Here is an 11,774-nt window from a genome sequence, read left to right as displayed (position 1 = left end):
CAGCGACATCCACGAGCAGGGCAGGAGAGGCACAGTGCCGGAGAAGGTCACCGCCGCGATCATCGGGTCGGGCAACATCGGGACCGACCTGATGTACAAGCTGGAGCGCTCGGAGGTCATCGCGCCGCGCTGGATGGTGGGGATCGACGCGGACTCCGAGGGGATGAAGCGCGCCGCCGACCACGGTCTGATCACGATGTCCGGTGGGGCCGAGGAGTTGCTGGCGTCGTCGGAGCTGCCGGACCTCATCTTCGAGGCGACGTCGGCCTACGTGCACCGCGAGTACGCGCCGCGGTACGAGGCGGCGGGCATCACCGCCGTCGACCTGACCCCGGCTGCCGTCGGACCCGCCGTGGTGCCGCCGGCGAACCTGCGCGAGCACCTGGACAAGCCGAACACCAACATGATCACCTGCGGTGGTCAGGCGACGATCCCGATGGTGCACGCGGTGTCGTCGGTGGTTCCGGTGGCGTACGCGGAGATCGTGGCGTCGGTCGCGTCGGTCTCGGCGGGGCCGGGCACGCGGGCGAACATCGACGAGTTCACCAAGACGACGAGCAAGGGCATCGAGACGATCGGCGGCGCCGCCCGCGGCAAGGCGATCATCATCCTCAACCCGGCCGACCCGCCGATGATCATGCGCGACACCATCTTCTGCGCGATCCCGGAGGACGCCGACACCGACGCGATCGCCGAGTCGATCCACCGGCGCGAGAAAGAGATCCAGACCTACGTCCCCGGCTACCGGCTGCTGCAGGACCCGCAGTTCGACCCGCCCAGCGTGGTCAACGGCGGCATGGCGCGGGTCTCGATCTTCGTCGAGGTGGAGGGAGCGGGCGACTTCCTGCCGCCCTACGCCGGGAACCTCGACATCATGACCGCCGCCGCGACGAAGGTCGGCGAGGAACTGGCCAAGCAGAAGTTGGGAGTCCCCGCATGAGCACCGATCTGATGGCGAATGCCCGCGCCTACAGCGACACGCTGGACATCCGGGTGACCGACTCGTCGTTGCGCGACGGCAGTCACCACAAGCGGCACCAGTTCACCGTCGACGAGGTGCGTGCGGTGGTCGCCGCGCTCGACGGCGCCGGAGTGCCGGTGATCGAGGTGACCCACGGTGACGGCCTCGGCGGGTCGTCGTTCAACTACGGGTTCTCCAAGACTCCCGAGCAGGAACTGATCCGGGCGGCCGTGGAGACGGCGACGACGGCCAAGATCGCGTTCCTGATGCTGCCGGGTCTCGGGGTGAAGGACGACATCCGCGCCGCGCAGGACAACGGCGCGTCGATCTGCCGGATCGCGACCCACTGCACCGAGGCCGACGTCTCCATCCAGCACTTCGGGCTCGCCCGCGAGCTGGGGTTGGAGACCGTCGGGTTCCTGATGATGAGTCACTCCCAGCCGCCCGAGGTCCTCGCCGCGCAGGCCCGGATCATGGCCGACGCCGGATGCCAGTGCGTGTATGTCGTCGACTCCGCGGGTGCCCTGGTGCTCGAGCAGGTCTCCGATCGGGTGTCGGCGGTGCGCGCCGAGCTCGGCGACGACGCACAGATCGGGTTCCACGGACACGAGAACCTCGACATCGCCGTCGCCAACTCGATCGCCGCGATCCGTGCCGGGGCGCAGCAGATCGACGGGTCGGTGCGCCGCTTCGGTGCGGGTGCGGGCAACACGCCGGTCGAGGCGTTCGTCGGCGTGTGCGACAAGCTCGGCATCCGCACCGGCATCGACTTCGCCGCGATCGCCGACGCCGCCCAGGATGTCGTCGCGCCGATCATGCCGACCGAGTGCCTCGTCGACCGCGCCGCGATGATGATGGGCTACGCCGGCTGCTACAGCTCGTTCCTCAAGCACGCCGAGGGTCACGCCGACAAGTACGGCGTCAAGGTCGCCGACATCCTCCTCGAGGCCGGCGCCCGCAAACTCGTCGGAGGCCAGGAAGACCAACTCATCGACATCGCCCTGGAATTGAAGAAGAAGCAGGACGCCAACGCCGGGGTCTGAACTCGCGCCGTGCCGGCGAACCCGCGTCGTGCTCGGCGCGGGTTCGCGCGAAGCGCGCGGTTCAGGCGGCGATCACCCCGAGGCGGTCGAGCCAGTCGCGGACCATGATCACCACGCGACCGGTCACCAGGTCGTCCCAGGTCCAACGGATCACCATGATCCCCATCCGGCGGAGCGCGTCCTCGCGCTCCTTCTCGCGGCGCATGGCCTCGAACGGGGTCTCGCCGGGTCGAAGGTGCTTCTGGTACTTGACCATCCCGTCGAACTCGCCGACGAGGACGTCGCCCCAGGCGAAATCGGTGCGGGCGATGAGTTCACCGTTCTCGTCGTGGAACTCGTGCTGGAGGTCGTCGACGGGCAGCCCGGCGCTGATCATCTGCGCACGCCCCCACGACTCGCCCGGGTTCTCGGCGCGGGCGTCAGCATCACGCAGAGCGCGGCGCGCCGGGCCGACCCCGCGTCGTGCGCCGAGCAGCATCGCCTCCATGGCACCGCGATCGGCCCCGAGGCGGAGCGCCGAGTCGAACACGACGAGCGCGCCGGGGGAACCCCCCGACGATGTGCACGCCACGTCCACCGCCGTGCGTTCGAGCGACGTCGTCCGGATCCCGTCGCGGACCACGACGTCGTCGGGACCGAGCTCGGCCTCGTGCTCGTGACGAGTCGCTGTGCGGTGGGCACCCGAGCCGAGGGCGACCGTGAGATGCACACGCTCGAGATCGGGTCGGAGCATCTCGAGGCCGAGGACGGTCGCCGCCGACTGGTGGCTGAGGATGGCGCCGGTCGACACGGCCGCCACCGCGATCGCCGCGAGCCGGTGGTGCTCCCGCGGTTTTCGGGCGACGGCCACGGCGAACGCGCCGCGCGTCAGCCGGACGAGGTGACCTCGGGCCACCGCTTGAGACAACTCGCTGTCACTGACGCCGGCCGCGACGGCGCGACTGCGGAGCACGATGCCGTGCCGATCGGTGGGGAAGCTGAACATGTCCATTGGACGTCGCCCGGACCCGTTCGGATCCGCAGAACGCCGAATCCGCCTCGAACAGGCGGACCCGCGCCGATTTCGAAGCGGGTCGGCTCACTGGACGCGGGTGCGCAGGTACGGCGCGGGGCCGCGTGAACGGCGCGGGTCTGGCGCCCACCGCCGAACCCGCGCCGAGCGGGCGAACCCGCGCCGAACTCGGCGCGAAATCGCGAGCAGACCGCGGGTCTACATGCCCGGCGGCGGCGAGGCGTAGCAGAAGATCGCGCCCATGGGGTCCTTGGCGGACGCGAGGGTGCCGTAGGGGGTGTCCTCGCCCGGCATCATGACCTCTCCGCCGAGGCGGGTGATCGCGTCGGTGGTCGCCGCGACGTCGTCGACCATGATGTACACCTGCCAGAACGACGGCGCCTCCGCCGGCAGGAGTGTCGCGGCGTCCATGATCCCGCCGTACCCCGTCTCCCCGAACATCATCTGCGAGTAGTGGTCCGGTCCGACCGCGTCGGGATCTCCACCGGTCCCCACCTCGAGCAGCGACACCCCCGTGACCGCCGGGTAGAACGCGGTCGACGCCGCGTAGTCCTTCGACAGGCAGTCGAACCAGTACGGCGCGCCGTGCTCACCCCACGTGCTGAAGCCCGCGTGGTCGGCGGGCTGCCAGAACCCGATCGCCGCGCCGGCCGGGTCCAGGACGATGGCCATCGTCCCCTCGGACCCGACCGCCATCGGAGGGAACATCACCTGCGCCCCGGCCTTCTCGGCCGCGGCGACGGTCGTCGCGGCGTCGGTGGTGTGCAGGTACACCGACCACACGTCGGCGGGGACGCCGGCGCCGTCCATCACCGGGCTCATCCCGGCGATGCGACTGCCATGACGGGTGAAGTTCTGGTAGCCGCCGAACTCGGCCCTGGGCGCCTCCACCTCCCAGCCGAACAGTTCGCCGTAGAACTCGGCGGCGCGCGCCGGGTCGGAACTCATCAGGTCGAACCAGATGGGCGCGCCGACGGGCGCGGAGTACTCGGTCATCGTCGGATCCTCTCGAGTCGGGGATGTCACCGGTACAGACCGGGACCGACCCGAGAAATCATCGCCGGGCGACGAACCCCGGGCTAGAGGTATCCGTCCGGGTCGTCGGTGGGCCCGTGCGGCGGGATGATCCCCTCCGCGACGCCGTGGTCGATGCTGGCCGACAGCCGCCCGCACGTCGGGGTCATCGCGGGGTTGCCGCCCGCCTCCGCCACCGATCGCAACTCCGAGCACGACGCCCGCGCGGCAGCCGTCCACTGCACGCTCGTCTGCGACGTCGACGTCTTCTTCACCAGGACGCACGCGTGGCACGCCCGACACTCGATCTCGTGCAGTCCGCCGTCGAGGTAGTGCGCCTTGTCCCGACGGGTGTGGGCATCGATCGCGGCCCGACGGGCGGGATCGTCGTCGAACGCAGGTGCCTTCGCCCACCCCTGCGACTCGACCGAGCGGGTCATGTCAGACCTTCGCCGCGTCGTTGGTGGCCCTGAGCTTGTCCTGTTCGGCGCGCACCGACTCCTCCGTGTCCTCGCCCGCGGCCTGACGACGCAGGTTGTCCTCGATCTCCACACCCCAGTTCTCCAGGGCCTTGGTCGTGTCGATCTCGTACTCGAAGCGCTGTGTCATCTCGTCCGTCACGTCGGCGACGTCGACGTAGAACTGCTCGTACCAGCGGCGCAGCTGGTACACCGGGCCGTCCTCCTCGACGAGCAGCGGGTTGTCGATGCGGCTCTTGTGCTTCCAGATCTCGACGTCCTGCAGGAACCCGACCTCGACGCCCTCGGCGATCTTCGCGGCCATCCCGGCCGCCTGCTCGCTGGTGAGACCCTCCGGCTTCTTGGCCATCACACCGAACATGAGCACGAACGAGTTGTTGTCGATCGGGTAGTGACAGTTGGTGAGGATGGTCTCGATGGCGTAGTCCCCGTACGTCTGATGCATCGGGTTGAGCATGTAGGACGGCCCGTAGTACGCGGCGATCGAGCGCAGGTAGCTGTCGCCGTACGCCGACGTCAACGCGATGTCCGGCCGACCGCGCGAGTTCATGTACTGCGCGGCGGTCTCGCCCTCGAAGACGTTCTTGAAGTAGTCCGGAAGGGCGTAGTGGATGTAGAAGAAGTGCGCCATGTCGACGACGTTGTCGATGATCTCGCGGCAGTTCGAGCCCTCGATGACGATGCGGTTCCAGGTCCAGCCGGTCCACTCGTCGGTTCCGAACTCGGCGATCTCCGGGATGACGACGTCCTCGGGCGGGGGATTGCCCTCCGGGTCGTTGTAGACGAACACCTGACCGTTGCGGATCATCGTCGGCCAGGCCCGCGTCTTCGCCAGTTTCGGCGCGCGCTTGGCGTATGGCACCCCGGCGCACCGGCCGTTGCCCTTCCACCGCCAGTCGTGGAACGGGCAGGCGATGTTGCCGTCCTTGACGCTGCCCTGGGACAGGTCGCCGCCCATGTGCCGGCAGTACGCGTCGAGGATCTTCACCTCACCCTCGGCGTCGGCCCAGACGACGAGCTTGGTCCCGAAGGCGTCGACGGCGTGCGGCCTCCCGTCGGTGAACTCCGACTGCAGGCCGAGGCAGTGCCAGCCCCGCGCGAACCGGGTCGGTGGGGTGCCGGTGTCGATCTCGCGGACCGCGACGTCGTCGTGCGATGTGGTCATCGCCTACCTCCTGGTGATCGCCGACGCGGGACGTCGAGCGCGTACACAATGAGAACATGTTACAAAAATGCGGGTTTCGACGCCACTGGCATCGCAGCGTTTTCCTGGCCTGACGTCGGCAAAAGCGCAGTACTCGACACAAATGAGAACGTGTTCTAATATTGGTCGTCGAACAGTCACCGACCGTAGGAGTGCAACGATGTCGCAGCGGAGTGAGGCCGGCGCCGAGGTCCTGGAGCGGATCAGCGCCCTGCTCCCGGAGATCGAGAAGCGCGCACAGGAGTGCGAGGACCAGCGTCGGATCCCCACCGAGACGATCGACGCGCTCGACGAGGTCGGCTTCTTCAAGCTGGTGCAGCCCGCGCAGTGGGGTGGCTACGAGGTCGACCCCGTGACCTACTACGAGGCCGTCCGTCGGATCGCGAGCGCCTGCGGGTCCACCGGCTGGGTCTCGTCGATCCTCGGCATCCACAACTGGCACCTGGCCCTGTTCCCGCAGCAGGCGCAGGACGAGGTCTGGGGTGACGACCCGTCCGTCCGCATCGGTTCCTCGTACGCCCCGATGGGCATGGGCGAGGTCGTCGACGGGGGCTACAAGGTCAACGGCGAGTGGCACTGGTCGTCGGGGTGCGACCACGCGCAGTGGACGTTCGTGGGCGGCCCGGTCTTCAAGAACGGCAAGCCCGTCGACTTCGTGAGCTTCCTCCTGCCGCGCAGCGACTACGAGATCCGCGACGTCTGGCACGTCGCCGGACTGAAGGGCACCGGGTCGAACACGCTCGTCGTGAAGGACGCCTTCGTGCCGTCGCACCGCATGCTCAGCTTCCGCGCGATGGCGACGGGCACGGCGCCCGGCCTGGAGAACAACACCGCGCCGGTCTACAAGATGCCCTGGGGGACGATCCATCCGACCGTCATCTCGACCCCGGTCGTCGGCATGGGCTACGGCGCCTACGCCGCCCACGTCGAGGCGCAGGGCAAGCGCGTCCGCGCCGCCTATGCCGGCGAGAAGGCGAAGGACGACCCGTTCGGCAAGGTGCGCATCGCCGAGGCCGCCAGCGACATCGACGCCGCCTGGCGACAACTGTCGGGCAACGTGCAGGACGAGTACGACTGCATCCTCGCCGGGCAGGAGGTGCCGATGGAGATGCGCCTGCGTGCCCGCCGCGACCAGGTCCGTGCCTCGCAGCGGTCCATCTCGGCCATCGACCGTCTCTTCGAGGCCGCCGGCGCCCGCGCTCTCGACAGCGACCAACCGCTGCAACGGTTCTGGCGTGACGCGCATGCCGGTCGGGTGCATGCCGCCAACGACGCCGAGCGTGCCTACCAGGCCTACGCGAACGGCGAGTTCGGCATCCCGATCGGTGACACGATGGTCTGAGGCGCCTCGCGCCTCACCCCGGACACCGCACACGACGACGGAAACGGTTCTGAGCATGACTGCGTCCTGCCCCATCTCCTCGCTCGGCTACATGCGGATCGAGGCCACCGACGTCGCCGCGTGGCGGGAGTACGGTCTCAAGGTCCTCGGCATGATCGAGGGCAAGGGAGCCGTCGACGGCGCGCTGTACCTGCGTATGGACGACTTCCCGGCGCGGCTGGTGATCGTCCCCGGCGAACACGACCGACTCGCGTCCGCGGGATGGGAGTGCCCGAACGCCGAGGCGCTGCAGGATGTCCGCGACCGACTGTCGGCAGCCGGCGTCGTCTATCGCGAGGCCAAGGACGAGGAGCTGGTCGACCGCCAGGTCGTCGAGATGATCGTCTTCTCCGACCCCAGCGGCCACGTGTTGGAGGCGTTCCACGGTGTGGCGCTGCAGCATCGACGCATCGTCAGCCCCTACGGCCACCGGTTCGTCACCGAGGAGCAGGGTCTCGGGCACGTCGTCCTCACCACGGACGACGACCGCGCCGCGCTCGAGTTCTACCGCGACGTGCTCGGTTTCAAGCTGCGTGACTCGATGCGACTGCCCCCGCAGGCCGTCGGCCGCAACGAGGGCGACGAGGTGCCGTGGCTGCGGTTCCTCGGGTGCAACCCGCGGCACCACAGCCTCGCGTTCCTGCCCATCCCGAACAGCACGGGCATCGTGCACCTCATGGTCGAGGTCGAGAACTCCGACGACGTGGGCCTCGCGCACGACCGCGCGTTGCGCAAGAAGGTGCCGATGTCGGCCACCCTGGGCAGGCACGTCAACGACCTGATGCTGTCGTTCTACATGAAGACCCCCGGCGGGTTCGACGTCGAGTTCGGTTGCGAGGGACGCACCGTCGACGACAACGCCTGGATCGCTCGGGAGAGCACCGCGGTCAGCCTGTGGGGCCATGACTTCTCGGTGGGACTGAAGAACGCCTGAACCACGATGACCCACGTCTCCCGGGGCACCCAGGACTTCGACCCCCGCCAGTTCCGGACCGCGATGGGGCAGTTCTGCACCGGCGTCACGGTCATCACCACGCTGAACGACGCCGACGAACCGGTCGGGTTCGCCTGCCAGTCGTTCGCCGCTCTCTCGCTGGACCCGCCGCTGGTCCTGTTCTGTCCACAACGCACCTCCCGCAGCTGGAAGGTCATCGAGTCCACGGGGCGGTTCTGCGTCAACGTCCTCTCGAACCACCAGCAGGAGGTCAGCGCGGTGTTCGGTGCCCCGGGTGAGGACAAGTTCCGCACCGTCGAGTGGGACCCGTCGCCGAGCGGCCTCCCGGTGATCAAGCGCAGTCTCACCTGGGTCGACTGCACCGTCGAGCGTGTCGAGGACGGCGGCGACCACTTCGTCGTGATCGGCCGGGTGCAGACGCTCGGGGAGGTGTTGCAGGACAAGCCGTTGCTGTTCTACCGCGGCGGATACCTGTCGACCGAGCACCCCCGCGTCACGCCCGCGCAGGCCGAGCTCGAGAACTTCCTGACCTGGACCGGAGGGGACACCTGGCTGTGACCGCACCCGACGCCGTGACGAGCCCCGTCGACGCCGCACCGCCGGCCGACCTCACCGCCGACCTCGCCGACGCGATCCGCGAGGCCGAACGCCGTATCGCGACAGCGGAGTTCATCCGCTCCGAGGTCGACCGCGCCGAGGGGTACACCTACCTGGCTCAGTGCGTGCAGGCGATCATGCAGCTGGCCTGGGCCCGCAACCACAGCCACCCGTATCTCGTCACCGCCACCGGGCCCTGGACGAAGATGGGTCTCGACAACCCGGACACCCTGTACTGGAGTGCCGATCTCGAGCCCGACGGGCACTACCTGATCCGTGGCCGCCGTGGGACGACCGCCGACCTCAGCTTCCAGGTCATCGCCGGACACTACGACGCCGACACCGTCCCGAACGGCGACACCGCCTTCGACGACCGCCGACTCACGATCGGCGCCGACGGCACGTTCGCCTTCACCCTGGGTCCCGCGGGCGCCGGCACACCGGGTACCGACCACTTCGTCCTGCCGGACGGGGCGACCACACTCGCGGTCCGCGAGGTGTACTCCGACTGGACCGCGACGCGCGGATCGATCGCCATCGAACGCACCGACACCGTCGGCACCGCACCCGTCGAGGCGGACATGGCCCTGTTGCGCAAGCGCTATCGCGTGGCGGCCAAGATGCTGTTGTCCCGCATCGACACCTGGTTCAACTTCCCGAAGTGGTTCTACCTCGACCTGCCCGTGAACACGCTCACCGAGCCGCGGCAGACGCCGGGTGGCCTGGCGACGCAGTACTCGTCGGTAGGACACTTCGACCTCGCCGACGACCAGGCGATCGTCGTCACGGTGCCGAAGTCGGCTGCGCCGTACCAGGGTTTCCAGCTCGGCAGCCTGTGGTACATCTCGCTCGACTACGTCCACCACCAGACGAGCCTGAACTCCCACCAGGCCCAGGTCGACCCCGACGGGATGATCCGGATGGTGGTCTCCCACAACGATCCCGGCGTCGCGAACTGGATCGAGACCACCGGACGCACCCGCGGGATCATGCAGTTCCGGTGGCAACGCGTCGACGAGCCCGTCACCGAGGGTCCGACCGCGGTCGTTGTCGGCCTGGACGAGGTCGCCGATCACCTGCTGTTCCACGACCACAACGTGATCGACGCCGACGGGTGGCGACAGCGCATCGCCGCACGGCAGCGCGCCTTCGCCGATCGGATGCTCGGATGAGCGGCCTGCTCGACGGCAAGGTCGTCGTCGTCAGCGGGGTCGGTCCCGGCCTGGGCCGGTCCATCGCACTGCAGTCGGCGCACGCCGGCGCAGCGGTGGTGCTCGCGGCCCGCACCGAGGAGCGTCTACGGGCGGTCGCCGACGAGATCGACGCCGCCGGGGGTCGGTCGCTCGTCGTCCCCACCGACATCACCGACGACGACCGTGTGCAGCGTCTCGTGGAGACCACGACGGCCGAGTTCGGGCGAGTCGACGCCCTGGTCAACAACGCGTTCGCCCTCCCGTCTATGAAGCCGCTGGGCCGCACCGACTTCCGACAGATCACCGACAGCCTCGACCTGACGGTCCTCGGTGGACTCCGGGTCACGAAGGCGTTCACCGAGCCGTTGGCCGCGACCGGGGGTGCGGTGGTGATGATCAACTCGATGGTCCTGCGGCACAGCGAACCCCGCTACGGCAGTTACAAGCTGGCGAAGGCCGCGCTGCTCGCGATGTCGCAGACACTGGCCACCGAACTGGGGGAGCGGCGCATCCGGGTGAACAGCGTCGCCCCCGGCTACATCTGGGACGACCAGTTGCAGTGGTACTTCGGCGAGATCGCCAAGAAGTACGACATCTCTCCGGACGACGTCTACGCCGACACCGCGAAGAACTCCGACCTCAAGAGGTTGCCCGAACCCGACGAGATCGCGCGCGCCGTCGTGTTCCTCGCGTCGGACTGGGCGAGCGCGATCACCGGCCAGACACTCGACGTCAACTGCGGCGAATACCACTGCTAGACATCGGAGGACCACCGCGATGACACCTCGTACCGACGTCGGGACCGTCGAGGACCTGCATGTCTCGGCCGCCCGCGCCACCGGACTCGACGACTTCGGCGCGGACGACCCGACCGAGGCGCTCGGCGTGCTGCTGGACTCGTACCGCTCCGAGGCCGGCCTGACCGAGCTGGGCAGCAAGATGTCCCGCTTCTTCCTCAAAGGGGCGCTCGTGGCGCGTCTGCTCAGCGAGAAGGCGTTCACCGACCACCCCGAGCACGCCGGGATCCCCGTCGAGCGACCGATCTTCGTGACCGGCCTGCCCAGGACGGGCACCACGGCCCTGCACCGACTGCTCACCGCCGACCCCGGGCACCAGGGGCTCGAGATGTGGCTGACCGAATACCCGCAGCCGCGGCCGCCGCGCGACACGTGGGAGTCGGATCCCGTCTACCAGGCGATCAACGCGAACTTCGAGCAGCACCACGTGGAGAACCCCGAGTTCATGGGGCTGCACTACATGAGCGCGGGCGACGTCGAGGAGTGCTGGCAGCTGCTCCGCCAGACCATGAAGTCCATCTCGTACGAGTCGCTCGCCTACCTGCCCAGCTACTCCCGGTGGCTGGACGGGCAGGACTGGATCGACGCCTATCGGCGTCACAAGCGCAACCTGCAGTTGATCGGTTCCCCCGACGCCGAGAAGCGCTGGGTCCTCAAGAACCCCAGTCACCTCTTCGCGATCGACGAACTGCTGTCGGTCTACCCCGACGCGGTGATCGTGCAGACGCACCGGGCGCCACGAACCATCGTCGCGTCGATGTGTTCTCTGGCGGAGAGCGCCACCGCGGGATGGTCCACCACGTTCGTCGGAGAGACGATCGGGCGGACCCAGCTCGAACTCTGGTCGCGGGGGCTGCGCCGCTTCGCCGACGCCCGGTCACGCCACGACGCAGGGCATTTCGTCGACGTCGACTTCGACGACCTCCGCCGCGACCCCGTCGGCGTGGTCGAGGACATCTACGCCGCTGCCGGGATCCCGTTCACCGACGAGGCGCGGGCGGCCGTGACCGCGATGGACGCCGACAGCAAGAAGGGTCCGCGCGCCCCGAAGCACCACTACGACCTCGCGGACTACGGACTGACGACGGAGATGGTCGACGAGACGTTCGACGGGCTCGTGCCCACACCCTGACACCGG

The 11,774-nt window shown here is 68.7% G+C and carries 12 protein-coding genes; 8 read left to right on the top strand and 4 right to left on the bottom strand.

Going from position 1 to position 11,774, the window contains the following annotated elements:
- Positions 1–34 precede the first annotated feature (34 nt).
- Positions 35–940 carry an acetaldehyde dehydrogenase (acetylating) gene (locus tag LX12_RS20230; RefSeq protein ID WP_253656416.1) on the top strand — a complete coding sequence of 302 codons (906 nt, stop codon included), beginning with the start codon at positions 35–37 and terminating at the stop codon, positions 938–940.
- Complete coding sequence (gene dmpG / locus LX12_RS20225; protein ID WP_253656415.1) at positions 937–2,004, top strand: 4-hydroxy-2-oxovalerate aldolase; 1,068 nt, start codon at positions 937–939, stop codon at positions 2,002–2,004. The genes LX12_RS20230 and dmpG overlap by 4 nt, the downstream gene beginning before the upstream one ends.
- A 61-nt stretch (positions 2,005–2,065) precedes the next feature.
- Here dmpG and LX12_RS20220 read toward each other — a convergent pair whose 3' ends face one another.
- From LX12_RS20220 to LX12_RS20205, 4 genes are all read right to left on the bottom strand, one after another.
- Positions 2,066–2,989, bottom strand: a complete 924-nt coding sequence (locus LX12_RS20220) for a type IV toxin-antitoxin system AbiEi family antitoxin domain-containing protein (RefSeq protein ID WP_253656414.1) — start codon at positions 2,987–2,989, stop codon at positions 2,066–2,068.
- Between the two features lie 225 nt (positions 2,990–3,214).
- Positions 3,215–4,012 carry a VOC family protein gene (locus LX12_RS20215; protein WP_253656413.1) on the bottom strand — a complete coding sequence of 266 codons (798 nt, stop codon included), beginning with the start codon at positions 4,010–4,012 and terminating at the stop codon, positions 3,215–3,217.
- A gap of 83 nt (positions 4,013–4,095) precedes the next feature.
- On the bottom strand, positions 4,096–4,470 hold the full coding sequence (locus LX12_RS20210; protein WP_253656412.1) for a hypothetical protein: 375 nt from the start codon (positions 4,468–4,470) through the stop codon (positions 4,096–4,098).
- Position 4,471: 1 nt separating this feature from the next.
- Positions 4,472–5,674: a 3-ketosteroid-9-alpha-monooxygenase, oxygenase component gene (locus LX12_RS20205; RefSeq protein WP_253656411.1), complete on the bottom strand. Its 1,203-nt coding sequence runs from the start codon at positions 5,672–5,674 to the stop codon at positions 4,472–4,474.
- 199 nt (positions 5,675–5,873) lie between these two features.
- On the opposite strand from LX12_RS20205, the gene hsaA reads away from it, so the two are divergent.
- From hsaA to LX12_RS20175, 6 genes are read left to right on the top strand one after another with little or no spacing between them, the layout of a single operon-like run.
- The gene (hsaA, locus tag LX12_RS20200) at positions 5,874–7,055 is read left to right on the top strand and encodes a 3-hydroxy-9,10-secoandrosta-1,3,5(10)-triene-9,17-dione monooxygenase oxygenase subunit (protein WP_253656410.1); all 1,182 of its coding nucleotides are present in this window, start codon (positions 5,874–5,876) and stop codon (positions 7,053–7,055) included.
- Positions 7,056–7,110: 55 nt separating this feature from the next.
- A complete protein-coding gene (gene hsaC, locus LX12_RS20195; RefSeq protein WP_253656409.1) occupies positions 7,111–8,028 on the top strand; it encodes an iron-dependent extradiol dioxygenase HsaC in 918 nt (305 codons plus the stop codon).
- A 6-nt stretch (positions 8,029–8,034) separates the two neighbouring features.
- On the top strand, positions 8,035–8,607 hold the full coding sequence (hsaB, locus tag LX12_RS20190) for a 3-hydroxy-9,10-secoandrosta-1,3,5(10)-triene-9,17-dione monooxygenase reductase subunit (protein ID WP_253656408.1): 573 nt from the start codon (positions 8,035–8,037) through the stop codon (positions 8,605–8,607).
- Positions 8,604–9,818, top strand: coding sequence for a hypothetical protein (locus LX12_RS20185; RefSeq protein WP_372505112.1), 1,215 nt, complete (start codon positions 8,604–8,606; stop codon positions 9,816–9,818). Before hsaB ends, LX12_RS20185 begins: the two co-directional genes overlap by 4 nt.
- A complete protein-coding gene (locus LX12_RS20180; protein ID WP_253656407.1) occupies positions 9,815–10,597 on the top strand; it encodes an SDR family oxidoreductase in 783 nt (260 codons plus the stop codon). Before LX12_RS20185 ends, LX12_RS20180 begins: the two co-directional genes overlap by 4 nt.
- 19 nt (positions 10,598–10,616) lie before the next feature.
- Entirely contained in the window at positions 10,617–11,768 is a 1,152-nt protein-coding gene (locus tag LX12_RS20175; protein ID WP_253656406.1) for a sulfotransferase family protein, read from the top strand.
- Positions 11,769–11,774 lie beyond the last annotated feature (6 nt).

This window comes from Williamsia serinedens (assembly GCF_024171725.1).
Taxonomy (GTDB): Bacteria; Actinomycetota; Actinomycetes; order Mycobacteriales; family Mycobacteriaceae; genus Williamsia_A; species Williamsia_A serinedens.
The sequence above is the reverse complement of the archived record's forward strand: the minus strand, read 5'-3'. Positions and strand labels throughout refer to the sequence as shown.